The following is a 22,701-nucleotide window of genomic DNA, read 5'->3' as shown; positions in this document are numbered from 1 at the left end:
CCCTCCGCCGACGGACCTCGTCGACGGGTTCGACGCTACGGAGCGCCGGGAGCGCTGCCATCCCGCCGGGGTCTCGACGACCCCCTACTGCGGTATGACCTTTCCGTGCGTGGTCCCCTCGGGGTCGGGCGCGGCTGCGGTCGCTGCCGACGCTGCCGCGGCTTCGCGGATGCGCCGGACCACGGCCGTCGTGGAGTGCTCGGGGACGTAGTCGACCATGACCACCTCACCGCCGTACCCGCGGACGACCGCCGTCTCGCGGAGCATCTCGGGTGAGTAGTCGCCGCCCTTGACGTAGACCTCCGGGCGCAGCCGTTCGATGAGCGGGATCGGGGTGTCGGTCGCGAACACCGTCACCAGGTCGACGCAGGCCAGGGCGGCGATCACCCCGGCGCGGTCCTCGGCCGGGTTGATCGGGCGTTCCGGGCCCTTCAGCCGCCGCACCGAGTCGTCGTCGTTCAACGCGACGACGAGCAGGTCGCCGAGGTCCCGAGCCTGGCGCAGGTACGTCGTGTGCCCACGGTGCACGACGTCGAAGCAGCCGTTCGTGAACACCACGCGCCGACCGGCCTGGCGGGCCCGTTCGACGGCGGCCGCGAGTTCGTCGTGGTCGACGACGGTGGCTGCCGGTGCCGACACCGAGTCGAGCAGGGCGGCGGCGCTGCACACCGACGTACCGGCCTCGCGGACGACGACGTCGGCGGCGGCCTGGGCAACGGAGACGGCATCACGGACGGACGCGTCGACCGCGAGCGCCACCGTCGCGGCGGCGCAGAACGTGTCCCCGGCGCCGGACGCCTGCTGCTCCGAGGCCGGCACCGCGCGGGTGCGGAAGCCCTCGTCCGTGTCGGGCTCGAGCAGCACGGCGCCGTCGCGGTCGAGCGTGACGACTGCCGCGCGGGCACCGGTCCGGGCGAGGACGTCGGCCCGTGCGCCCAGGACGGCGGCCACCCGGTCGGCGCCGGTCCCGAGGTCGTGTCCGAGCAGTGCTGCGGCCTCGCCGGCGTTCGGCGTGACGAGGTCGGGTCGCAACGACGCCCAGCGGGGCAGGTCGTGCGCGTCGACGACGATCGCCCCGGGGCGGTCGCGGTCGAGCACCGGGACGACGTCCTCGGCACGGACGCCGAGTCCGTAGTCGCAGACGACCGCGGCGTCGGCGCACCGGACCGCTCGGGCGACGGCACGTGCCAGCCGTTCGTGGTGGTCGGCGGTCGGGGTTCCGGCCAGGTCGTCGACCCGGACCACGACCCGGTCGCCACCGACCACGCGGGACTTCGTGGTGGTGCGTGCACCGGCGATCTCGACCATGAACGTCGTGTCGACGCCCGCGGTCTCGAGCCGTTCGCGCAGGACGTCACCGGCCTCGTCGTCGCCGATGAGTCCGACGAGCCGGACCCGGGCGCCGAGCGCGCGGGCGTTCACCGCGGTGTTCGCGGCACCACCGGGCACCGCGATGGTCCCGGTGACCCGGACGACGGGTGCCGGTGCCTCGCGCGAGACCCGCTCGGCCTCGCCCACGGTCCACCGGTCGAGGATGCAGTCGCCGATCACGACGACGAGCGGTTCGCGGTCGTCGATCGTGGCGACCAGGTCGCGGACGAGCCGGACGTCGACGCTCATCGCGTGCCGCCGACGGTGCGTGCGGGGGCGGGCTCGAGGTGCACGACCGTCGTGGTGGTCATCTCGTCGAGCAGGTGCGGGCCGTACCCGAAACCCGCTCCGGAGGCACGGCGTGGCTGGGCGCTGCCGCCCGGCGCACCACCGAACACCGCGTTGACCTTGACGGTGCCGACCGGCAGTTCCGCGGCGGCGCGCAGGGCGTGACCGGTGTCGTTCGTCAGGACGGTGGCGGCCAGGCCGTACCGGTCGGCGGCGGCGAGCCGGAGGCCCTCGTCGAAGTCAGCCACGACGCGGACCGGCGCGATCGGACCGAAGGTCTCCTCGGTCATCACGAGCATGTCGTCGGTGCACCCGGTGAGCACGGTCGCCGGGTAGAACGACCCGGCGCCGCCCGGGGTGACCCCACCGGTCCGTGCCGAGGCACCGCGCTGCAGGGCGTCGTCGACGTGGGACTGCACGGTGCTGCGCAGCCGGTCGTCGACCAGCGGCCCGTAGGTCGTCGCGGGTGCGGCGGTGCGGCGCTCCGCCTCGGCCACGAGGGCGGCGACGAAGGGCTCGGCGGAGTCGCGGTGCACGTAGACGCGTTCGACGCTGGTGCAGATCTGCCCGGTGTTCGCGAACGCACCGAGCGCCACCTGGGCGGCGGCCCACTCCGGGTCGACGTCGGCGTCGACGACGACCGCGTCGTTCCCGCCGTTCTCACGGACCACGTGGGCGCGGGTCGCGACGGCGACCTCGGACAGCCGGTCACCGGTCGCGGTGGACCCGACGTGGGCGTACACGTCGATGCCGTCCTGGGCGAGCAACAGCTCGCCGGTGGAGCCGTCCCCGTCGACGCCGACGAGCACGCCGTCGGGCAGGACCTCGGCGAGCAGCGCGTTCAGGCGTGCGATGGTGGCGGGGGACCGCTCGCTGCCCTTGTGCACCACGGTGTTGCCGGTGACGATCGCGGCACCGAGGATCCCGCAGGCCACGGCGACCGGGTCGTTCCACGGCGTCAGCGCGAGGACGACGCCGCGGGGGTGCGGGACGGCCCAGTCGGCGGCCCCGAACTGCCCGCGCAGCGCCTCGCCGCGGTGCACCGGTCCGAGCTCGGCGTACTGCACGAGGGTCCCGATGCCGGCCTCGACCCCACCGAGTGCGTCACCCGGCACCTTGCCCGTCTCGCGGGTGTTCAGGTCGGCGAGCTCCTGGGCGTGTGCGCGCACGTGCTCGGCCGCCGCGTGCAACAGTGCGCCGCGCTCGGCCGGGGCCGTGCGCGCCCAGGCGCCGGCAGCTGCCCGGGCACGGGCGACGGCATCACGGACCTCGGCTTCGGAGGCACGGGGCACGGTCGACGCGACCGTCCCGTCGACGGGGTCGGTCACCACCAGGTCCGTGGCGGCGTCGGCAGCTGCGGGTGCGATCGTCATGGTGTCCTTCCGGAGGGCGTACGGGGGTCAGACGGTGCTCGGACACCGCTGTGTGCCGACTCGACTCCGCGCTTCGTGTCCATCGGTGGCCGTCCGTCGCCCGGTGCTGGACGTCCCACCGGCATCCGACCGGTAGACGAGAGGCGTGCAGCAGATCGGTGTGGGCGGAGAACGGTTCGACGGCGTGACCGAGATCGCGGTGCTCCGCGGCGGGGGCCTCGGCGACCTGATGTTCGCCGTGCCCGCCCTCGAAGCCCTCGCCGCGGCCTACCCGGACGCGCGCACCACCCTCCTCGGCACGCCCGCCGCGGCAGCGGTCCTGGGCGGTCGGACCGACGCCGTGCACGCCTTCGAGGAGCTCCCGGTCGCACCGGGTGTCCGCGACGTCGGCGCCGACGCTCCTGATGCCGAGGACTTCTTCGCGCGGCTGTCCGGCCGGTTCGACCTCGCGGTGCAGCTGCACGGTGGGGGTCGCAACTCGAACCCGTTCCTGCTCCGGCTCGGCGCCCGGCACACCGTCGGCACCGCGACCGAGGACGCCGAGGTCCTCGAGCGCTGGGTGCGCTACGTCTACTACCAGCACGAGGTCCTGCGTGCCCTCGAGGTCGTGTCGCTCGCGGGGGCCGCCCCCGTCACGCTCGACCCGCGGGTGCGCGTGTCCGACGACGAGCGGGCAGCGGTCCGCGAGCGGCTCGGCGTCGCCGGGGACGGCACCCGGCTCCTGGCGATCCACCCCGGAGCGACCGACCCGCGCCGGCGCTGGAGCCCCTCGCGCTTCGCCGAGGTCGCCCGTGTCCGGCTCGCCGCCGGGGACGACGTGGTGCTCGTCGGCGACGCGTCCGACGTGCCGGCGTCGACCGCCATCGTCGACGCGCTGCCCGCCGACCTCGCCGGACGCGTGCACGACCTGACCGGTGCCGTGCCGCTCCGCGAGCTCCCCGCCGTGCTCGCCGCCGCCGACGTCATGGTCGGCGACGACTCCGGCCCGCGGCACCTGGCGGTCGCCGTCGGGACGCCCACCGTCGGCGTGTTCTGGTTCGGCAACGTCGTCAACGCCGGGCCGTTCGACCGCGGGCGCCACCGCGTGCACCTGTCCTACGTCACGCGCTGCCCGGTCTGCGGGATCGACGTCACGCAGGTGGGGTGGACGGCCGAGCGCTGCGCGCACGACCCGTCCTACGTCGACGAGGTCGACCCGCAGCAGGTCCTCGACGACGTCGCCGACCTGCTCCGCACCGTCTGACCGCGGCGCTCTGGTCCCGCCCGGTTCCGGAAAGCGACAGTCTCCCGCGAACGTTCCGCGCGGAACTGTCGCGTTCGCGGCAGGGACGGACCGGCGCCGCGGAGATCTGTCGCTTCGGCGGGGTGGTCCGGTCCACCGCTGGACGGGAGGCACGGTGCCAACCCGGCACGTGCCTCCCGTCCGCCCCGTGGCGACGACCAACGCGCCAGGCACCGGCGCGGCGCGCAGCGAGCGCCTACGGCCAACTCGGCTCCGTCGCGGGCATGATCGACAGCTCCCGGATCTCGCAGCCGGCCGGCTGCGACAGGGCGAAGAGGATCGCGTTCGCGACGTACTCCGGCTCGATGAGCTGCGCGTCCGGACCCGGCTTGTACTGCTCGGTGCGGTCGGCGAAGAAGTTCGTGCGCATGCCGGCCGGGATCACGTTGGTGACACCGACGCGACCGGCGGTCTCGGCGGCCAGGGCCTGCGAGAAGCCGCGGACGCCGAACTTCGAGGCCGAGTAGGCGGTGCCGTCGCCGACGCCGCGCAGGGCGAGCGAGGACGAGATCGTGACCACACGTCCGTGCGCTGCCTCGAGGGCGGGCAGTGCGGCGCGGACGACCGAGGCGGTGCCGATGAGGTTGACCGCGACGATCTTCTCCCAGTTGCCGGAGGAGATCGCGTCGATCGGTGCGGGAGTGTCGATCCCCGCGGCGGTCACGACCGCGTCGAGTCCGTCGTGACGCTCGGCCGCCTGGCGGACCGCCTGCTCGACCGCGTCGGTGTCCGACACGTCGACGGCCACGGCGTCGATGCCCTCGGACACCGCGTCGACGCGCAGGTCGAGGACGATCGGGGTGCCGCCGGCCTCGACGACCGCGGCGACGACCGCCGCGCCGAGTCCGGAGGTGCCGCCGGTGACGAGGACGCGACCGATGGGGGTGGTGGGGACGGGCATGGACTTCCTTCCGTAGGGGCGTGGATCCGTCGGGCTCAGCCGACGTGTTCGAGGGCCGTGGCCAGGCGGGTCGTCGAGCGGCCGGGGTGGAACGGGACGGTGACGACGTGTCCGCCCCACTCGGCGAGGGTCGCGGCCTCGGGCAGCTCGCTCGCGGTGTAGTCGCCGCCCTTCGCCCAGACGTCCGGGCGGAACCGGCGGAGTGCTTCGTCGGGGGTGTGCTCGTCGAACACCACGACGGCGTCGACGCAGTCCAGGGCGAGCAGCAGTTCGACGCGGTCGTCCTGGGTCATGATCGGCCGGTCCGGACCCTTGAGCGCGCGGACCGAGGTGTCCGAGTTGAGGCACACGACCAGGCAGTCGCCGAGTGCCCGCGCCGCCGACAGAGTGCGGGCGTGCCCGGCGTGCAGCAGGTCGAAGCAGCCGCCGGTCGCGACGACGGTGCCGCCGGCGCTCCGGACCTCGTGCACGGTGCGCAGCGCGTCGCGGTCGGCTCCCGGTACCCGCAGCGGCGTGGGGCCGTCGTCGGCGAAGAGCGAGGTGACGCCGCCGGCAGCCAGGTACTCGGAGGCCGCGACCACGCCGGCGGCGACGGCGTCGGGGACGTCCGCTCCACCGGCCAGTGCGACGGCGACACCGGCCGCCAACCGGTCGCCGGCGCCGCACGGGTCGCCGGCGGTGACGGAGGGTGCCGGCACGAAGCGGCTGTCCGAACGGTCGTCGGCGAGGAGTGCTCCGCGGTCGCCGAGCGTCACCGCGACGGCGCCGACGCCCCACTGCTCGACGAGGGCCGCCGCGGCCACGGTCGCGAAGGGCACGGTCGCGAGGGGCACGGTCGCGAGGGGCGCGCCGTGGCCGTCGACGTCGGTGAACCGGCGGGCCTCGGCGGCGTTGGGGGTGGCCACGGTGATGCCGGGCACGGGTGCGGCGCCCTTCGGGTGCGGGTCCCAGACCACGGGGGTGTGCTCGGCGACGCGTGCGAGGGCCTCCCGCAGCGCCGGAGCCGCGGCGACCCCGCGACCGTAGTCGGCGACCACGATCGCGTCGGCGTCGTCGAGGGCGGCCGTCATGGCGTCGGTGGCCTCGGGCACGGGCGGGGTCGCACAGCCCTCGTCGATGCGGACCAGCGCGTGGTCGACGACGCGCACGCGGGTCTTCACCGGCGTCGGGGCACCGGAGGGACCGGCGACCACGGTGACGTCGGGGAGCAGGTCGCGGAGCTCCTGCGCACGACTGTCGTCGCCCAGGACGGTGACCAGGGTGACGTCGTGTCCGTCGCGCACCAGCATCGTGGCGACGAGTCCGGCACCCCCGGCGCGGCGGTCGTCGGTCGTGACGTCGACGACGGGCACGGGTGCGTCCGGGCTGAGCCGATCGCTGGTGCCGGCCACGTCGACGTCGAGCAACGTGTCGCCGACGACGACGATCCGCAGGCGACGACGATCCGCAGGGTGCTGCGCGGCCGGTCGCTGCGGCGTCATCGCCGGACCCCGCGGCGCAGAGCGGGCTCCATCGCCCGGCACAGGGCGTGCACGAGCACGAGCTGCGCCTCCTGCACGTTGGCGGACTGCCCAGCGATGCAGATCGCGTCGTCCACGGCCTCGGCCAGGGGGTTCGGCCGGGGCCCGGTCATGGCGATCGTCCGGGCGCCGACGGCACGGGCGGCCTCCGCGGCGCGGAGCAGGTTCGGGCTCCTGCCGCTCGTCGACAGCAGCACGACGACGTCACCCGCCCGTGCGTGCGCCGACACCTGTCGGGCGAAGACCTGGTCGAAGCCGTAGTCGTTGCCGATCGCCGTGACGGCCGAGGTCTCCGCGTGCAGCGAGATCGCGGAGTAGGCGGGGCGGTCGCCGTCGAACCGTCCGGTGAGCTCCGAGGTCAGGTGCTGCGCCTCGGCGGCCGACCCGCCGTTCCCCGCGGCGAGCAGGCGGCGACCCGCGACGAGTCGGGCCGCGATGTCGTCGGCCCAGGCGGCGATGTGGTCGTGGTGGTCGACGAGCGAGGCGATCACGGGGACCGAGGCGGCAACGTGGTCGAGCACGATGCGTGCACTCGCGGTGGTGTGCTCGTCGATGCCGGGCTGCTGGTCGATGGTCATCGGGCGGTCCTCTCGGTCGGCTGTGCGGCACGCGGGACCCGTCCGGCGTGGGTGGCGGTGCGCTGCGGTGCACCCGCCGTGGCGGCGCGCTGCGGTGTGCCCGCCGTGGTGGTCGGTGCGGCCACGGCGACGGCACCGGCCAGCAGCCGCTCGTAGACGCGCTCGCTGTCCGCGGCCACCTTCTGCCACGTGTAGCGCGACTCCGCGCGTGCACGGCCAGCCCGCCCGAGGGATCCGCGGCGGTCCGGGTCGTCGAGCAGGGCGCCGACGGCAGCGGCGACCTCGGCCTCGTCGCGCGGCGGGACGTGCAGGCCCGTGCCGTCCTCGACGACGGTGTCGATGAGGCCACCGACACTCGACGCGACGACGGGTCGACCGCAGGCCATCGCCTCGAGCGGGACGATGCCGAACGGCTCGTACCAGGGTGCGCAGACCACGACGTCGGCGCTCCGGTACACGGCGGGCATCTCGTGCTGTCCCAGCTGTCCGCGGAAGGTCACGTGGTCACGGACCCCGAGCGACCGGGCGAGCGCGTCGAGCCGCTGGTACTCGGGGTCGTCCACCAGGTCGGCCCCGGCGACACCGGCACCGCCGACGACCACGAGTTCGACGTCGCGCCCCTCGGCGACCAGGGCGGCGAGTGCGGCGATGGTCGTGCCGACGCCCTTGCGCCGGACCAGCCGCGACACGGTGAGCACCCGCTGCGGACGGCCGCGCTCCTCGACGGGCCCGTCGGGGCGGAACAGCGCGACGTCGACACCGCACGGCACGACGGAGATGCGCTGCAGGGGGACGCCGAGGGCCTTCAGCTCGAAGGCCTCGTCGGAGCACGTCGCGACGACCTGATCGGCGCTCCGTCCGACGGCCGGTTCGAGCCACTCGCGCTCGGCGGGACTCGTGTCGGCCGAGCCCTGGTGTCGACGCTTCACGACGCCGAGCGCGTGGAAGGTCTGCGCGACGGCGATGCGGGTGCCGCCGGTCCGGGCCTGCACCTGCGCGACGGCGTCGAGTGCCGCGTGCCCGGACATCCAGAAGTGGGCGTGCACGACGTCGGGTCGGTCCACGAACCACTCCGCGGCGAGCACCGACGCGAACGTCCCCATGAAGGGGAACAGCTCGTCCTTCGGCACGTGCCGCGCCGGACCGGCGTCGACGTGCACGACGTCGACCCCGGGTCGCAGCGGCACCCGGACCGGCGCGGATGCGTCGTCACGCCGGGTGTAGACGGTCACCTGGTGCCCGCGGTCCGCGAGCGCTCCGGACAGTTCGGCCACGTGGACGTTCTGTCCACCGGCGTCGACGCCGCCGAGCACGGCGAGCGGGCTCGCGTGCTCCGACACCATCGCGATCTTCATCGGAGGCTCCGCTCGAACGTGGCCGAAGTCGCGGCCGAGGCCACCCGGTCGCGCCGGGCACCGCGGGTCACGGCGTCGTCGAGCAGGTCGTCCCAGTCGGCGGTGAAGCGGCCGAGCGCGTGTCGTGCGAGCACGGCCTCCCGCGCCACGGCACCCCGTCGGCGCGCCTCGTCGGGGTCCTCGACGAGGATCCGGGAGGCCCGCACCAGCTCCTCGACGTCCGTCGCGATCGCGCCGGCCTCGCCCGGCACCGTGCGGGCCGCGTCCGTCGTCGCGAGCACCAGGACCGGCATCGCCAGGTGCATCGCCTCGAGGAGGGACAGGCCCAGCGAGGTCCACCGGTTCGGGTGGACGTACGCACGGCGTTCGGCGAGGGCCGCGTGCATCGGGTCGGAGGGCACGTCACCGCGGGCGACCACGGCGTCGCCGAAGCCGAGCTCCGGCAGCCGTTCGGTGCCCATGCCCCAGACGTCGACGGGTGCCACGGCCGCGAAGCGGGGGAGCAGGTCGGTGCCGACGACGCGATCCCGACGCACGGGCTCGTTGATGACGACGCCGAGGCGGTCGAGCGAGCCGGTGTAGCGCGGGCCGGGGTCGACGACGCCGTGTTCGACGACCGTGGTGCGCGTGGTGCCGCAGTCCCACATCAGCGCGTTCCAGTGCGTGACGTGCGCGATGGTCAGGTCGTCGCGGTCGCGGAACGGGTGCAGGCTGTTCGGCACGTCGACGCGGGGCGCGTTGTGCTCGACGAAGACGATCGGCACGTCGCGACCGGCCAGCAGGCGCTTCGCCGCGTCGAGTTCCTCGGTGCGTTGCAGGACGACCACGTCGACCTCGGCGTCGGCGACGTCGGCGGGGTCGATCTCGATCGCCGACGCCGGCCAGGCGCGCCCGCCACGACCGAGGCCCCAGGCGTCGCGCGCCGGCGTGGTGGGGATCAGGTACTCGTGCGGGCCGCGGACGAACGCGTCCATCCAGCCGCCGTGCACGTGCCAGACGAGGATGCGCATGCGGGGCCTTTCGGTCGGTCGGGCACGAGGAGAAGGGGGAGCAGTGGCGGACGCTACGCAGCACCTTCTGGCGCGCTCCGCAGACTTCTCGGTTCCATCCGCGAAGCGCGGTCGAGCAGTCGTCGGTGGGCCGCGAGCACGTCCTCGATGCGCACCGTGGACAGGCACGGGTGGCCGGGGACGGGGCACTCGCGGGCACGGCTGAGCCGGCAAGGAGCCGCCTGGTCCCCGAGCAGTTCGACCAGCGGTGCGTACGGCGCCCACCGGACGGCGGGGACGACGGGCGAGAAGAGGCTGACGATCGGTGCGCCGACCGCCGCGGCGAGGTGCGCCGGCCCGGTGTTGCCGACGACGACGACCTCGGCACCGGCCAGGACCGCGGCGAGCTCGGCGGGCGTGGTCCGACCGCCGAGGTCGATGCCGGTGGCGCCGGCGACGGCCGCGGTCAGGTCGCGTTCACCGGGGGAGCCAGTGACGACGACGGGCACGCCACGCTCGGCGTACGCGGCGACGAGCTCCCGGTGGTGCGACGCCGGCCACGACCGGGCGGGGACGCTGGCGCCGGGGTGCACGACCACGTACCGTCCCAGCCCGGCCACGGACCGGGGTGCAACGGCGTCGTGACGCACCACGAGCCTCCCGTCGTCCCCCGGCGGCAGCCGGAACCCGGCCGCGTCGGCGATCCGCAGCGCACGCTCGGGCTCGGGGACGTCCTCGGGCAGGTCCTCGCCGGGTCGCAGGCGGACGTCGAGGAGCGACCCCGGGTGGTCGACCGAGGCCCCGGAGACGCGGGGGACACCGGCGAGGCGCAGGAGCAGTGCCAGGGGCAGCGGCGACTGGTGGAACGAGGTGAGGACGACCGCTTCGTCGGGTCGCTCCTCGGTGACGAGCGCGCGGAACTCGGCGAGCACGGCGTCGTCGATCGGCCGCGCCGTCTCGGTGACCCAGGGCGCTGCCCACACCCGGACGCGGTCCACACCGGGCAGCAGGTCGGCGGCCGGGGCGCCCTGCGGTCCGCACAGCATCGTGACGTGCGAGGCACCGGCGGCGACGGCGCGGACGGCGGGGCCGGCGACGAGGACGTCACCGAACGAGTCGAGGCGCGCCACGAGGACGCGGGGACGGCTCACGTGCGGTCCGTCTCGACGGTCGACGGTCCGGCCGCGGCGATCACCAGGTCGACGGCCTCGGCGAGGGTCGCCGCGACGGTCTCGGCGTCGTCGACCTCCTCGGGTCGCGTGCGCGGGGTCGGCACGAGCACGCCCTGCGCTCCCGCGGCCCGCGCCGCCTGCACGTCGGCACCGATGTCGCCGACCAGCACGAGCGCGTCCGGCGGGACCCCGAGTCGCTCGGCGGCATCGAGGACCATCCCCGGCCGCGGCTTCCGGCAGGCGCAGTCGTCGCCGGCGTCGTGCGGGCAGACGCACCAGACGTCGAACGGCCCGACGAGCGCGTCCACGCGGGCGTTCGTCGCGTCGACCTGCTCGCGCGTCGCGAGGCCCTTCGCGATCACGGACTGGTTGGTGACCACGCCGAGCAGCAGCCCGGCTGCACGAGCCCGCTCCACGGCGCGACGGGCACCGGGGACGGGCACCACCAGGCGCGGGTCGGCGTTGTACGGGAAGTCCACGACGAGGGTGTCGTCGCGGTCGAAGAGCAGGCCGCTGATCGCGCGGTCCGGAGCGAGGGGCATGGCACCGGAGTACCGGTCGGCGGCCGCGTGCCGGTTCAGGACAGCCGGGGAACGCGCCCGCTGCCGACGCCACCAGCGGGCACCGCCTACCGTCGCGCCCGTGACCGCACTCGAGACCCTGCCCGCCGCCGACGGACGCCCGGAGCTCGTCGTCCTCCGCGCCATCAAGCTCGGCGACCTCCTGGTCGCCGTCCCCGCGCTCCGCGCCCTGCGACGGGCCTTCCCCGACCACCGCATCACCCTCGCGACGACCGGGTGGCTGGCACCCGTCGTCGAGCTCGTCCCCGCCGTGGACGTCCACCTGGCGCAGCACGGCCTCGACCACCCGATCAACGTCCCCGCCGGCACGGTCGACGTCGCGGTGAACCTGCACGGCGCCGGCCCCGAGTCGTCCGACCTGATCGCCGCCCTGCAGCCCCGTCGGGTCATCGGGCACGCCGACCCGACCCACGGCTACGACGGTCCCGAGTGGCCGACGGACGTGCACGAGCGCGACCGCTGGGCGGACCTGCTCACCTGGCACGGCGTCCCCGCCGACGCCGACGACGTGGCCGTCGACCGTCCGGCGGCACCGCCGGTGGTCGCCGACGCCGCGGTCGTCCACGTCGGTGCCTTCCACGGGGCGCGGCACTGGCCCACGGACCGCTTCGCCGACGTGGTGCGCGGACTGCGGGAGCGCGGTGCCGACGTGGTCCTGACGGGAGGCGCGGACGACGTCGTCCGCGCACGTGCCGTCGCGGACGCGGCCGGCCTGGCGCCGGGGGCGGTCCTGGCCGGCTCCCTGGAGCTGCAGGAGTTCGCGGGCGTCGTCGCCGCGGCGCGGCTCGTCGTCACCGTCGACACCGGTGCGGCGCACCTCGCGACCGCGTACGGCGTGCCGTCGGTGGTGCTCTTCGGCCCGGCGCCGCCGGAGGCCTGGGGACCGCCCGCATCGGGTCCGCACATCGTGCTCACCGATGCCTCGGTCCGGCGCGGCGACGTCTTCGCCGAGGACCCCGACCCGGCGATCCTGGCGGTCGGCGCGGCCGACGTGCTCGCCGCGGTGGGCCGGCTCGACGTGCTCGGGGTGACCGCACAGGCGACCGACCGGTAGCGTCGACCGAGAGCCACCCGGACCCACCGGGCACTCGGAAGGAGTCCTTCGTGTTCGAAGCCGCCAACATCCGTGACTGGATCGGCCTGCCGGTCGTCGACGAGGCCGAGGACAAGGTCGGGACGCTCGAGAGCATCTACTACGACACCGCCACGTCCGAGCCGGCGTTCGGTGCGCTCACGACCGGGATGGTCGGCTTCCAGAAGCTCGTGTTCGTCCCCCTCGTCGGGGCGACCGTCGCACCGAAGCACCTGCGCGTGACCTTCCCGAAGAAGCTCGTGAAGGACGCGCCCTCCATCGCGACCGACGGTGAGCTCGACGCTGCGACCGAGCCCGAGCTGTTCCAGCACTACGGCCTCGAGTACCGCACGGGCAGCGGCGGCGAGCGTCGCCTCGGACGCCGCTGAGGCCGGGACTGCTCCGGATCGCCCGCCGTCCACTGCGCGCTGCCCTGGCGGTGGTCGGCGCCGTCTGTCTCGTGGCGGCGGGCCTCGGCGGGTCCGTCGGCGCGCCGCCGGCGTCCGCGGCACCGATGTGGCCGGTGCCCGAGCCGTACCCCGTGACCGCCGACCCCACCGAGACGCTCGACGCGGTCCCGCCGGGCAGTGAGTACGTGGCGCTCGGCGACTCCTACTCGGCCGGGTACGGCCTGGGGGACCGCACCGGGCTGCCGACGAACGCCTGCGTGCAGTCGGCGCGCGACTACCCGCACCGGCTCGCGGCGCAGTTCGGGCTCACCCTGACCGACGTCACGTGCGCCGGCGCCACGAGCGACGACGTCACCACGGGCCACCAGTTCAAGGGCGTCCCACCCCAGATCGAGTCGTTGTCCGACCGCACCCGACTGGTGACCCTGACGATCGGCGGCAACGACGCCGACCTGTTCGGCACGGCGGCCTCGTGCCTGGCGATCTCCGCGAACGGCCCGGTGTTCTCGGGCCGCGACGCCCCGTCGTGCGAGAGCACCCTGGTGCAGGACGGCGTCGACCAGCTCGCCGTGAAGATCCAGTCGCGCGTGGCACTCGGCATCGCCGACACCCTCGGCGCGGTGCAGCGGGCCGCCCCGAACGCCGTCGTCGTGTTCCTCGGGTACCCGGCGATCTTCCCGCACGCCGAGGACACCCCCGCGAAGGGCTGCTTCCGGTCCGCACTCGACCTCGGCACCCTGGCGGGCTCGTTCCCGTCGGACACCTACCCGTTCACGGACACCGACGTCGAGTACCTGCACGGTGTCCAGGACGAGCTCAACGAGGTCTCCCGGTCCGCTGCCGCCGCCGCCGGGGTGCGGTTCGTCGACGTCTTCGCGAGCACGCAGGACCACTCGCCGTGCGCCGCGTCGGAGCGCTACGTGGCCGGTGTGACCCTCACCGGTTCCGGTGACCTGCGGAAGATCGACCTGAAGGCGGGCGCCCTGCACCCGAACGAGCGTGGCGTCACGTACCTGACCGCGCGGATGGCCGCCGCGATCCGCGCCCTCGCCGGCTGATCCCACCGGCGGTCTCGGTCGCCGTGGCCGCTCGGCTGTCCGGGTGCGCCGCCGGCGGGACCACGCAGACCGGGGCTGCCGTCTCGCGGACGACGTCGTGCAGCAACGAGCCCGAGAGCGCGCGCACGTGCCCGCGACCGAGCACCACCAGCGACGCCCGGCGGGTGTGCGAGGCGATCGCGTGACCCGGGTGGCCCTCGACCAGCAGCGGACGGAGGCGGAGCGACGGGTACCGTGCGGCCAGCACGGACGTCACCCGCTGCAGCAGCTCGGCGTTGCTGGTGCGCCACCGGAGCGGGTCCTCGGCGAAGTCGGTCAGCCCCGTCCGGGTGAGCACGGGCATCTCCCACGCGCGCAGCAGTGTCAGCCGTCGGTTCCGCCGGACGGCCTCGTCGACGGCGATCGACACCGCACGTTCGTCGATCGGGTCCTCCACCGCGAGCACCACGTCGCCGTCGATCGGGTGCGGACCCTCCGGCACGACCACGGTCGGGACGGCAGCACGCTCGGCGACCCGCGCCGGGTCACCGCCGGCCGTCGATCCGCGCCGGTGGCGGAAGCTCCCGATCACGAGCAGGTCACCGCCGGCCGACTCCTCGACCAGGGCTGCGGCGAACGGGCCCGCGTGCCGGTGCACCTCGACCGCCACACCGGGCAGAGCGGTCCGCGCGGCCTCGGCGAGCTGGTCGGCGACCGGCGTCCGGCCCTCCAGCGCGTGGTCGGCGCCGATGATCCGCAGCCGCTCGACACCGGCACCGGCTCGGGCCACGATCCACCGCAGCGCCTCGTCGTGGGGCATCGCCGCATCGGCGGCCAACGTCACCGTCGTCCATCGCTCGTCCATCCCGATCGGCCTCCTCCGTCGCAGGCTTCGGGGGCGTCACCTGGCGCTCCGTGCGCCACACGGTACTCCGGTCGGGGGCGGTGGAACCGACCGTGCGCAGCGGTGGAACCGGCCGTGCGCGGTGGTGACCGCGAGCGGCGGACGTGAGCCGGGCCTCCCGTCCGACGCCGCGTAGTCTCGCAGGCGTGGTGGTGAGCGCCGGACTGTTGCTGCACCGGACCGGTCCGGCCGGGCCGGAGGTCTTCGTCGCGCACATGGGCGGGCCGTTCTGGCGGAGCCGGCCACGTGCCTGGTCGGTCCCGAAGGGACTCGTCGAACCCGGCGAGGACCCGCTCGAGACGGCCCTGCGTGAGTTCGGTGAGGAGATCGGGGTCCCCGCACCCGTGGCCGCCGACGACGTCACGGACCTGGGCGAGTTCCGGCAGGCCTCGGGCAAGCGCGTCCGGGTGTTCGCCGCCCCGGCCCCGGCGTTCGAGGTCGTCGTCGTGCGGAGCAACACCGTCCGGCTCGAGCTGCCACGCGGTTCAGGACGGTTCGTCGACGTGCCGGAGGTCGACGACGCCCGGTGGGTGCCGGTCGCCGAGGCGCGGGAGCTGCTCGTCGCGGGCCAGGTCGCCGCGGTGGATGCACTGCTCGATGGGCCGGATGCGGCCCGGTGAGCGCATCGCCCGTTGCGGGTGAGTCACGATGTGGTGACGGTGCGGACAGGGTCACGGGGGCGTGGATAACCTGACCGGGTGTCGGGTGGGCCGGCGCGACCACCAGGGGAGTACACATGCGGCGCTGGCGCACGGTCACAGCAGGGTTCACCGCCCTCGCGCTCGGAGCAGGACTCGCGATCGGCGGCGCGACGAGCGCCTCGGCGGAGCCCGCGGGCAACTGGGGCACGTTCACCCTGAGCGGGGCGTCGAAGGCGTACACGGGCACGATGACGTTGCCCGGGTTCCCCGCCACGACGTTCACCTCGAACTCGCGGCAGTCGACCGTGATCAGCGGGGCGTCGACGTGGCAGTCCGCGGGGACGCCGGTCGGTGGGGTCTACGGCACGAGTCGTGCGCAGACGTACATGAACCAGCGGCCCCAGGCTGATCGTCCCAACGGGGACTCGGCCTCGACCACCACCTACACGTTCGACGGCGCGACGCCCGGCGCGCAGAGCTGGTCGTTCGTCCTCGGGGACATCGACGCCGACCAGGCGACGATCTCCGCCACGGTGGCCGGCGGTGGTGCCGCGACCGCCGAGCAGCTCGGGTACCAGGGCTCCTACAACTCGTGCTCGGCTGCTCCGACGGCCGGCGGCTGGTCGTGCACCCCCGACCCCGACGGCACCACCGGCAAGGACCAGCCGACCTGGGACGCCGCCACGCGTACGCTGACCGGCAACGCCGCCGCGTCGGACACCGCGGGCGCCTCGGCCTGGTTCACGCCGACCGCGTCGCTGACGAGCCTGACCATCACGTACCAGCAGCGCAGCGGGTTCCCGGTGTACCAGACCTGGTTCGCCAACCGCACCGCGGCGATCAGCGGCACCGCGACCCTCGACGGCACGCCGATCCCGGGAGCCACCGTCACCGTGACCGCACCCCGCGGCACCGTCTACACGACGACCACCGACGCCGACGGCAACTACGTGTTCCCGCAGTTGCCGGTGATCGCGAACTACCGCGTCGAGATCACCCCGCCCGCTGGTGCTGACGGTGACGCCACGGTGACGGGTGTCTCGCTCGCCGTCGCCGGCACACCAGGTGGCGTCGACAAGACCGCCGACTTCGCGTTCACGTCGCCGGACGACACGACGTCCGTCATCGGGACGGTGACCGACGACGACGGCAACCCGGTCTCGAACGTCCCGGTCGTCATCACCGACCCGGACACCGGCGACACGCTGGTCGACACCACGACGAACAGCGACGGCGTCTACACCGGTTCCGACCTGCCCGCCGGCACCGAGCTGGACGTCTCCGTCGCCGACGAGCCGCCCGTGTCGATCACGACCGGTGACGCCGATGCAGCACCGGTCGAGCCCGAGCCGATCGTCGCCCCGCCCGCCGTGATCGCGACGATCACCGGCGTCGTGTCGCTCGACGGCACGCCCGTGCCCGCCGGCGTGGTCGTCGAGCTCCTCGACGAGAGCGGCGCCGTCGTCGGATCGGACACCACCGACGCCGACGGCCGCTACACGTTCGCCACGTCCGCCGGTACCTACACGGTCCGCACGGTGGTCCCCGCTGCGGGTGCCACCGGTGACACCGCGAACACCGGCATCGCCGCGGTCGCGGGCACCAGCGTCACGTCGGACCTGCCGTTCACGTCCGCCGCCGCGCCCGAGGTCATCACGACCGACCAGCCCGGCACCGTGGTCGACACGAACGGCGACCCGGTCGCCGGCGTGGACGTCGTCGCGACGCCGACCGACCCGGAAGCTGGCCCGCCGGTGACCGTGGCCACCGACTCCGACGGCGCGTTCGACCTGGTCGACCTGCAGCCGACGACCGAGTACACGATCACGGTCGACGTCGACGGCGCCACCCCGGTGACCGTCGTCACGCCCGAGGACGGCGCTGCGACCCCGCTCGCCTTCGTGGTCGAGGCCGCGGTGACCCCGGTTCCGTCGCCGTCGCCCAGTGCACCGACGCCGAGCAACTCGCCGACCGCGGTGCCGACCGTGCCGGCTGCCGGAGGCTCGGGCAACGCGCCGGCCGCCGGTTCGGGTGACGTCGGCAACGGCGGGCCGCTGGCCTACACCGGTGCGGACCTGAAGCCCGGGCTCATCGCGGCCGGGGTGCTCGTGCTGCTCGGTGCGGCGCTGCTGACCTTCCGCGCGGTGCGCAACCGTCGCCGGAGCCACCTGCAGGACTGATCGGTCACGAGGAGGGGCGGGCCCGGCGCGATGCCGGCCCGCCCTTCGTCGTTGGTCTGCGCCCCGGGCCCCCACGGTCGCACGGCCGCGCCGCCGCCCCGCAACACGCCGCCGCCCCACCCCCGAGGTTCCGAAATCTGCCCATCTCGGCGGTGCCAACGGCGGTTCGTGGAACCTCAACGCCACGCACACGGCATGTCGGCGCGGCCCCTCGCCACATGCCAACTCACTCCGCCGCGACGACGCCACGCCCGGGCCTCGACGCCGAGGTACCACGACATGCCGCCGCTGCACCGCCGAGGTTCCACGGATCGCCGCCAGGACCGTCGAGATGCCGAGATTTCGGAACCTCGGCGCAGCGCGAGGACGACGACGACGACCCCCCGCGCCGACCCCGCGCGCCGCGCTACTGCGTGCGGTGCGAGCCCGTGACCGTCGCGACCGAGCCAGTCAGGGTCTGGATCGCCCGACCGACGACGGGCACCGACGTGGTGACCACCGCGAGCGAGGACGTGATCGCCTCGATCGACGACGTCGACAGATGCTCCTGCCCGACCGTGTGCACCGGGAAGCCCCGGCGCGCCAGCACGACGACCCCGAGCGACCCGAGCAGCACGGCACCACCGGCGAACGGCAGGTACTGCAGTCCCACGATCCCGAGCGCCTGCCCACCGATGGCAGCGCCGCCGGCGATGCCGATGTTCGACGCACCGTTGATGAGCGCACCGGCGATGTCGGGGGAGACGCCTCCGGAGCGGATCGCGGCAGCCATGAAGAGCGTGCCCGTCGTGCCGTTCGCGGCCATCCACACGCCGGCGACGACCATCGTGCCGACCAGGGAGCCGTGCACGAACGGCATCGCGGCGAACGCGACGGCCATCACGGCGACGGCGGCGATGAGGGTCTGGCGGGGCGCCCGGTCGACGAACATGCCCGCGAGCCAGAGGCCGATCACCCCGGTGCCGCCCAGGACGAGCAGCGCGCCGCTCACCATCGAGGCGTCGAGTCCGGCGTCGATCGCGTACGGCCCGACGTAGGTGTAGACGACGTAGTGCCCGGCGAACAGGAGCAGGTCGGCGATCACGACGGACAGCAGCCCGGTGCGCGCCCAGGCCTTCGGGGACCCGATGTGCGGCGACGAGGCACCACTGACGGCGGGCAGGAACAGCAGCGCCACGGCGGCGAGCACGGCGGCGGCGACACCGATCGAGAACACGGCGGGGCGCCAGCCGATGTGCTGCGCGACCCAGGTGGCGACGGGCACGCCGAGCACGAAGCCGAGCGAGCTGCCCGAGTACACGAACGCGATGGCGCGACCGGCCAGGCGCGGTGGCACGATCCGGGTGGCGTACGCCGAGGCGACCGAGAAGAACAGCGCGTGCGCGATGCCACCGACGACCCGGCCGGCGCAGACGACGGCGAACGACGGTGCGAACGCGATCATGAGGTTCGACACCGTGTAGCCGATGAGCGTCGACACGAGCACGGCCTTGCGGGGGAGCTTCGCGGTGAACGCGGTGAGCGGGAGCGCCAGGAGTGCCACGGCCCCCGCGTACACGGTGACGACGATGCCCATGGTGGCCTCGGACACACCGAGGTCGGCGCTCATCGTGCCGAGCAGCCCGACGGGCATGAGCTCGGTGGTGATGGCGAAGAACGTCGCCAGCCCGAGCACGGCGATGCCGACGATGGACTGGGTGGTGACGGTGATCGGCCGCGTGTTCGTCGACACGGCCGAGGTGGTGGTGTTGGTGGACACGCTGCTGACCTCCTCCGGGGCACGGGCGAGCGCGCGACGGTGCCGTTCAGGGGAACGACGATGACCGGGAGGTCTGCGGGGCGCGCTCGCTGTGGATGTGGGTGATGTGGGTACGACTCCACGGCGAGTGCGCTCATCCAGTGTTGCACGATGGACCGCAGCCCGCGAGGGGGTCAGAGGAGATTCTCGGAGCGCTCCAACAAACAGCGCGTCCAACAGCCCGCGCCCTCAGTTCTCGTTCGTCACCCGACCCTGCACGCCGCCGCCCCGCAGCGCGATCGTCAACGTCCCGCTCATCGACTGCGCCGACATCGACACCGAGCCGTGCAGTGCCGCCTCGCGGGGGAAGCACGCCGTCGACGACTCGATCCGGTTCGCAGTCGCCACCAGGCAGATCGTCGACCGGTCCGTGCCGACCCCGGCCCACACGGCCCACGGCGTGTCGAACGAGCCGCCGTCCAACGCGCGGTTCGTGAACACGAGCCGCGTGGAGTGCAGGCTCACGGGTGCCTCCACCGGCCCCGGCAGCTGGTCGGCGTACGTCTGCGGCACGTCGAGCAGCTGCTCGAGCGTGACCGTGCCCGCCGTCGGCGTGACGCTCGGTGCTGCCGCGACGTCGCCGCGCACGGGCCCGACGACGGTGCCGGCGGCGAACGCCACACCGACCGCCGCTGCCGCGCCGAGCGCGATCCAGACGCGTGGCCGCTCCGTCCAGAGCAGCGTGCGCCACCGGGACCGTCGCGTCGGCCCGACCGGGAGGCCCGACTCGCCCCCGCCGTCATCACCCGCGTCGTCGGGACGGTCGGGTTCTCGGGCTTCGGTCGCCGCCCACGGTCCGGCCTCCGTTCGCGGGGTCGGGTCCGGTTCCGCGACAGCCGCCGCGCGCTCCGGGACCGACCGCTCCGGCAAGGGCACGGACGGTGGAGCCGTCAGTTCCGGAGACGAGCCGAGCAGTGGAGCCGACCGCTCGGGGGACGCGACCTGCCCGCTGGCCGGGGCCGTGCCTCCCGGCCGCCCGTCCGGCCCCGTGTCGGAGGCGACGCCCGCGACCGCTCGCCGACCACCCGACCGCCGCCCGCTCGCCAGGTCCTGCAGCGCGATCCGGGCGCGCGCCGCGTCGGCGGGGCTCGATGCCGCTCCCCAGGCGACGGCCTCGAGCCGTGCCCGTTCCGCTGCCACGTCGTCGTGGGCCATGCGCACTCCCGATCTGCCGGTCGCGTGGACTCCCTTCATCGTGGCACTGCCGGGGCGGCGGCGCGCACCCAGAACGAGGGGAGTAGGCGTGACGCATGAGCACCGAACCCGAACCGCGGCAGGACGCCGACCCGGAGACCCTCGAGCCGCTGAGCCACGACACCCAGTCCGGCGAGGCCGACTACGTGGCGACGAGCCCCGGCGGGACCGGCACGGAGCGCCACGTGCCGACCGCCGACGAGGAGCAGGGTCGCGGCACCGAGTACGACCCGGTCGACCAGGGGCCGCAGCAGGAGGGCCAGGGCGGCTGACGCCGGGCCCGACGCCACGCGCCCGCGCTACCGGATCACCCGGCGCAGCACGGCCCGCTCGCCCGCCGTCCACGCGGCGCTCGTCACGACGTACAGCGCGGCGGCGAGCGGGGCGATCGCGGCGAACACGACCGTGACGAACGGGGCGAACCGCCCGATCGCGACGGTCGCTGCCGCACCGGGCACCTGTGCGCCCGGCTCGGGCGTCGGCACCGGGTTCCAGCGCAGGTTCGCGCGGCGGCTGAGCTCCACGACGACGGCGAGCACGGCCAGCAGCAGGACGACGACCCAGGCGTGCACCCACAGTGGCGACGTGAGCGTGACGACGAGCGAGTGCCCGAGCGGGACCCCGACCAGGGTCGCCTCGAGCAGCGCGTTGACCGTGCCGCCGATCGACGCGTGCGTGAACAGGGCGTAGACGAGGGACAGCACCGGGGCTTGCGCGAGGACGGGCAGGCATCCGGCCAGGGGTGAGACCTTCTCGTTCGTGTAGAGCTGCTGGACCGCGCGCTGCAGCTGCTCGGCGTTCTTGCCGTGCCGCTTGCGCAACGCGGCGAGCTGCGGCGCGAGCCGACGGCGGTCGCGCTCCGCTCGGACCTGCAGGACCGACAGCGGCACGAGCACGGCCCGGACGGCCAGGGTGAGGAGCACGACGGCGATCGCCGCGGCGAACGATCCGGTGGCGGGGGAGAGGGCCGCGGTCAGGGCGGCGACGAGGTCCGCGCCGCCGTGCAGCAGCGGGCCGACGAGGGGCAGGGTGGACAGGTCCATGACGGTTCCGATCGTTGGTGGTTCGCAGGAGGGGTCACGAGGGGCCCGGCCACCGGTCGGTGGTCAGGCCGGGGCGACGACTCCCGGAGCACGCGATCGGACGTGCCCGTCGGCATCGGGGTGGCTCCACGCGATGCGGGTGACCAGGTCCGGTACCGCAGCGTGTTCGACGCCCGTCGACCGCAGCCCGAGGACCGTCGCCAGCACCGTGGCGATGACCTGCGCGACGACGACCGCCACGGCGACGGCCGTCAGGCCGAGCGCGGCCACTGCCAGCAGCGGCAGGACGCCGGCTGCGGGGTCGCCCGCTGTGGGCGCACCGAGCACCAGCGCGGCGGCGGCGCGGAGGATCAGCAGAGTGACGGTCATGGTCGGTTCAGCGTAACGCCCGCGTGCCGCCACGGACAGGACGGCAGCGCGGGAGAGGATCGCCGCATGACCGCAGGTTCGCCGAGCACCCCAGCGACCGTCGCGCTCGACCGAGCCGGGGTGTCGTACACGCCGCACGTGTACGACCACCACGAGAGCGCCACGAACTTCGGCGAGGAGGCCGCCGCCGCACTCGGCCTCCGCGAGGAGCAGGTCTTCAAGACCCTGGTCGTCTCGGTCGACGGCGCACTGGCGGTGGCGATCGTGCCGGTGGCGAACCGGCTCGACCTCAAGGCCATCGCGGCCGCGGTCGGTGGCAAGAAGGCGACGCTGGCCGATCCGGCCCTCGCCGAGAAGCGCACCGGGTACGTCGTCGGCGGCATCAGCCCGGTCGGCCAGAAGTCCCGGATCCGGACCGTGCTCGACGAGTCGGCCCTGGCGTACGACAGCATCTTCGTCTCCGGCGGGCGCCGCGGGTTCGACATCGAGGTGGCTCCGGCCGACCTCGCGCGGGTCACCGAGGCGATCTCGGCAGCGATCGCGCGGACCTGAGTCGAGTCGCCGCAAGTTTCTCCCGTGACCGGGAATGACCCCGGCACTCCTGCGTTGCATTGAGTCGAAGGCACTCAAGTTCCCCAGGAGG

At 74.3% G+C, this 22,701-nt stretch carries 22 protein-coding genes; 8 read left to right on the top strand and 14 right to left on the bottom strand.

Translation table 11 applies throughout. From position 1 onward, the window contains the following. Positions 1-84 precede the first annotated feature (84 nt). Together rfaE2 and EDF23_RS02220 are read right to left on the bottom strand one after the other, a co-directional pair. Positions 85-1,620, bottom strand: coding sequence for a D-glycero-beta-D-manno-heptose 1-phosphate adenylyltransferase (rfaE2, locus tag EDF23_RS02225; protein WP_131920214.1), 1,536 nt, complete (start codon positions 1,618-1,620; stop codon positions 85-87). Then, the gene (locus tag EDF23_RS02220; protein ID WP_131920212.1) at positions 1,617-3,032 is read right to left on the bottom strand and encodes an aldehyde dehydrogenase family protein; all 1,416 of its coding nucleotides are present in this window, start codon (positions 3,030-3,032) and stop codon (positions 1,617-1,619) included. The genes rfaE2 and EDF23_RS02220 overlap by 4 nt, the downstream gene beginning before the upstream one ends. Before the next feature lie 145 nt (positions 3,033-3,177). Between EDF23_RS02220 and EDF23_RS02215 the strand changes: the two genes are divergently transcribed. Further along, positions 3,178-4,275 (top strand): glycosyltransferase family 9 protein, encoded by a 1,098-nt coding sequence (locus EDF23_RS02215; protein WP_131920210.1) that lies wholly within the window; start codon positions 3,178-3,180, stop codon positions 4,273-4,275. Positions 4,276-4,510: 235 nt separating this feature from the next. Here EDF23_RS02215 and EDF23_RS02210 read toward each other — a convergent pair whose 3' ends face one another. From EDF23_RS02210 to EDF23_RS02180, 7 genes are read right to left on the bottom strand one after another with little or no spacing between them, the layout of a single operon-like run. Continuing rightward, positions 4,511-5,215, bottom strand: coding sequence for an SDR family oxidoreductase (locus EDF23_RS02210; protein WP_131920208.1), 705 nt, complete (start codon positions 5,213-5,215; stop codon positions 4,511-4,513). Positions 5,216-5,250: 35 nt separating this feature from the next. Next, the gene (locus tag EDF23_RS02205; protein WP_123938124.1) at positions 5,251-6,648 is read right to left on the bottom strand and encodes a PfkB family carbohydrate kinase; all 1,398 of its coding nucleotides are present in this window, start codon (positions 6,646-6,648) and stop codon (positions 5,251-5,253) included. A 44-nt stretch (positions 6,649-6,692) separates the two neighbouring features. After that, a complete protein-coding gene (locus EDF23_RS02200) occupies positions 6,693-7,313 on the bottom strand; it encodes an SIS domain-containing protein (protein ID WP_123938041.1) in 621 nt (206 codons plus the stop codon). After that, positions 7,310-8,668: a glycosyltransferase gene (locus tag EDF23_RS02195; RefSeq protein WP_123938040.1), complete on the bottom strand. Its 1,359-nt coding sequence runs from the start codon at positions 8,666-8,668 to the stop codon at positions 7,310-7,312. The genes EDF23_RS02200 and EDF23_RS02195 overlap by 4 nt, the downstream gene beginning before the upstream one ends. Beyond that, on the bottom strand, positions 8,665-9,678 hold the full coding sequence (locus EDF23_RS02190; RefSeq protein WP_123938039.1) for a glycosyltransferase: 1,014 nt from the start codon (positions 9,676-9,678) through the stop codon (positions 8,665-8,667). Before EDF23_RS02190 ends, EDF23_RS02195 begins: the two co-directional genes overlap by 4 nt. Before the next feature lie 53 nt (positions 9,679-9,731). Further along, positions 9,732-10,808, bottom strand: coding sequence for a glycosyltransferase family 9 protein (locus tag EDF23_RS02185; protein WP_243648779.1), 1,077 nt, complete (start codon positions 10,806-10,808; stop codon positions 9,732-9,734). After that, entirely contained in the window at positions 10,805-11,536 is a 732-nt protein-coding gene (locus EDF23_RS02180; RefSeq protein WP_131920206.1) for an HAD family hydrolase, read from the bottom strand. The genes EDF23_RS02185 and EDF23_RS02180 overlap by 4 nt, the downstream gene beginning before the upstream one ends. On the opposite strand from EDF23_RS02180, the gene EDF23_RS02175 reads away from it, so the two are divergent. The 3 genes from EDF23_RS02175 to EDF23_RS02165 all read left to right on the top strand — a co-directional run bounded on the left by EDF23_RS02175 (position 11,472) and on the right by EDF23_RS02165 (position 13,950). Continuing rightward, positions 11,472-12,464 carry a glycosyltransferase family 9 protein gene (locus EDF23_RS02175; RefSeq protein ID WP_131920204.1) on the top strand — a complete coding sequence of 331 codons (993 nt, stop codon included), beginning with the start codon at positions 11,472-11,474 and terminating at the stop codon, positions 12,462-12,464. The genes EDF23_RS02180 and EDF23_RS02175 overlap by 65 nt on opposite strands. A 50-nt stretch (positions 12,465-12,514) precedes the next feature. Beyond that, positions 12,515-12,871, top strand: a complete 357-nt coding sequence (locus tag EDF23_RS02170) for a PRC-barrel domain-containing protein (protein WP_111084060.1) — start codon at positions 12,515-12,517, stop codon at positions 12,869-12,871. Between the two features lie 152 nt (positions 12,872-13,023). Then, on the top strand, positions 13,024-13,950 hold the full coding sequence (locus EDF23_RS02165; RefSeq protein ID WP_165900976.1) for an SGNH/GDSL hydrolase family protein: 927 nt from the start codon (positions 13,024-13,026) through the stop codon (positions 13,948-13,950). On the opposite strand, the gene EDF23_RS02160 is transcribed toward EDF23_RS02165, so the two are convergent. Beyond that, on the bottom strand, positions 13,898-14,794 hold the full coding sequence (locus EDF23_RS02160; protein WP_131920200.1) for a universal stress protein: 897 nt from the start codon (positions 14,792-14,794) through the stop codon (positions 13,898-13,900). The two genes, EDF23_RS02165 and EDF23_RS02160, sit on opposite strands and share 53 nt — an antisense overlap. 185 nt (positions 14,795-14,979) lie before the next feature. On the opposite strand from EDF23_RS02160, the gene EDF23_RS02155 reads away from it, so the two are divergent. Both EDF23_RS02155 and EDF23_RS02150 read left to right on the top strand, forming a co-directional pair. Then, positions 14,980-15,453, top strand: coding sequence for an NUDIX domain-containing protein (locus EDF23_RS02155; protein ID WP_243648778.1), 474 nt, complete (start codon positions 14,980-14,982; stop codon positions 15,451-15,453). Positions 15,454-15,569: 116 nt separating this feature from the next. Continuing rightward, positions 15,570-17,654 (top strand): carboxypeptidase regulatory-like domain-containing protein, encoded by a 2,085-nt coding sequence (locus EDF23_RS02150; protein ID WP_131920198.1) that lies wholly within the window; start codon positions 15,570-15,572, stop codon positions 17,652-17,654. Between the two features lie 406 nt (positions 17,655-18,060). On the opposite strand, the gene EDF23_RS02145 is transcribed toward EDF23_RS02150, so the two are convergent. After that, positions 18,061-19,413 (bottom strand): MFS transporter, encoded by a 1,353-nt coding sequence (locus EDF23_RS02145; RefSeq protein ID WP_131920196.1) that lies wholly within the window; start codon positions 19,411-19,413, stop codon positions 18,061-18,063. Between the two features lie 228 nt (positions 19,414-19,641). After that, complete coding sequence (locus tag EDF23_RS02140) at positions 19,642-20,607, bottom strand: hypothetical protein (RefSeq protein WP_131920194.1); 966 nt, start codon at positions 20,605-20,607, stop codon at positions 19,642-19,644. A 95-nt stretch (positions 20,608-20,702) separates the two neighbouring features. On the opposite strand from EDF23_RS02140, the gene EDF23_RS02135 reads away from it, so the two are divergent. Continuing rightward, positions 20,703-20,918 (top strand): hypothetical protein, encoded by a 216-nt coding sequence (locus EDF23_RS02135; RefSeq protein WP_131920192.1) that lies wholly within the window; start codon positions 20,703-20,705, stop codon positions 20,916-20,918. 27 nt (positions 20,919-20,945) lie between these two features. On the opposite strand, the gene yidC is transcribed toward EDF23_RS02135, so the two are convergent. Both yidC and EDF23_RS02125 read right to left on the bottom strand, forming a co-directional pair. Beyond that, complete coding sequence (yidC, locus tag EDF23_RS02130; RefSeq protein WP_131920191.1) at positions 20,946-21,689, bottom strand: membrane protein insertase YidC; 744 nt, start codon at positions 21,687-21,689, stop codon at positions 20,946-20,948. A 63-nt stretch (positions 21,690-21,752) separates the two neighbouring features. Then, positions 21,753-22,058 (bottom strand): DUF6412 domain-containing protein, encoded by a 306-nt coding sequence (locus tag EDF23_RS02125; protein ID WP_131920189.1) that lies wholly within the window; start codon positions 22,056-22,058, stop codon positions 21,753-21,755. A 66-nt stretch (positions 22,059-22,124) separates the two neighbouring features. On the opposite strand from EDF23_RS02125, the gene ybaK reads away from it, so the two are divergent. After that, positions 22,125-22,610 carry a Cys-tRNA(Pro) deacylase gene (gene ybaK / locus EDF23_RS02120; protein WP_111084051.1) on the top strand — a complete coding sequence of 162 codons (486 nt, stop codon included), beginning with the start codon at positions 22,125-22,127 and terminating at the stop codon, positions 22,608-22,610. Positions 22,611-22,701 lie beyond the last annotated feature (91 nt).

The sequence above is a fragment of the Curtobacterium sp. PhB128 genome, assembly GCF_004340725.1.
GTDB lineage: Bacteria > Actinomycetota > Actinomycetes > Actinomycetales > Microbacteriaceae > Curtobacterium.
Note: the sequence above shows the minus strand (reverse complement) of the source record. Positions and strands in the feature narration are given on the sequence as shown.

Excerpts from the sequence above, each read along its gene's own strand:
- rfaE2 (WP_131920214.1), bottom strand. The coding sequence starts at position 1,620 with ATGAGCGTCGACGTCCGGCTCGTCCGCGACCTGGTCGCCACGATCGAC.
- EDF23_RS02220 (WP_131920212.1), bottom strand. The coding sequence starts at position 3,032 with ATGACGATCGCACCCGCAGCTGCCGACGCCGCCACGGACCTGGTGGTG.
- EDF23_RS02210 (WP_131920208.1), bottom strand. The coding sequence starts at position 5,215 with ATGCCCGTCCCCACCACCCCCATCGGTCGCGTCCTCGTCACCGGCGGC.
- EDF23_RS02200 (WP_123938041.1), bottom strand. The coding sequence starts at position 7,313 with ATGACCATCGACCAGCAGCCCGGCATCGACGAGCACACCACCGCGAGT.
- EDF23_RS02195 (WP_123938040.1), bottom strand. The coding sequence starts at position 8,668 with ATGAAGATCGCGATGGTGTCGGAGCACGCGAGCCCGCTCGCCGTGCTC.
- EDF23_RS02190 (WP_123938039.1), bottom strand. The coding sequence starts at position 9,678 with ATGCGCATCCTCGTCTGGCACGTGCACGGCGGCTGGATGGACGCGTTC.
- EDF23_RS02180 (WP_131920206.1), bottom strand. The coding sequence starts at position 11,536 with ATGGCGCGGAGGACGACGAGCTCCGGGCGTCCGTCGGCGGCGGGCAGG.
- EDF23_RS02160 (WP_131920200.1), bottom strand. The coding sequence starts at position 14,794 with ATGGACGAGCGATGGACGACGGTGACGTTGGCCGCCGATGCGGCGATG.
- EDF23_RS02150 (WP_131920198.1), top strand. The coding sequence starts at position 15,570 with ATGCGGCGCTGGCGCACGGTCACAGCAGGGTTCACCGCCCTCGCGCTC.
- EDF23_RS02140 (WP_131920194.1), bottom strand. The coding sequence starts at position 20,607 with ATGGCCCACGACGACGTGGCAGCGGAACGGGCACGGCTCGAGGCCGTC.
- EDF23_RS02135 (WP_131920192.1), top strand. The coding sequence starts at position 20,703 with ATGAGCACCGAACCCGAACCGCGGCAGGACGCCGACCCGGAGACCCTC.
- yidC (WP_131920191.1), bottom strand. The coding sequence starts at position 21,689 with ATGGACCTGTCCACCCTGCCCCTCGTCGGCCCGCTGCTGCACGGCGGC.
- EDF23_RS02125 (WP_131920189.1), bottom strand. The coding sequence starts at position 22,058 with ATGACCGTCACTCTGCTGATCCTCCGCGCCGCCGCCGCGCTGGTGCTC.
- ybaK (WP_111084051.1), top strand. The coding sequence starts at position 22,125 with ATGACCGCAGGTTCGCCGAGCACCCCAGCGACCGTCGCGCTCGACCGA.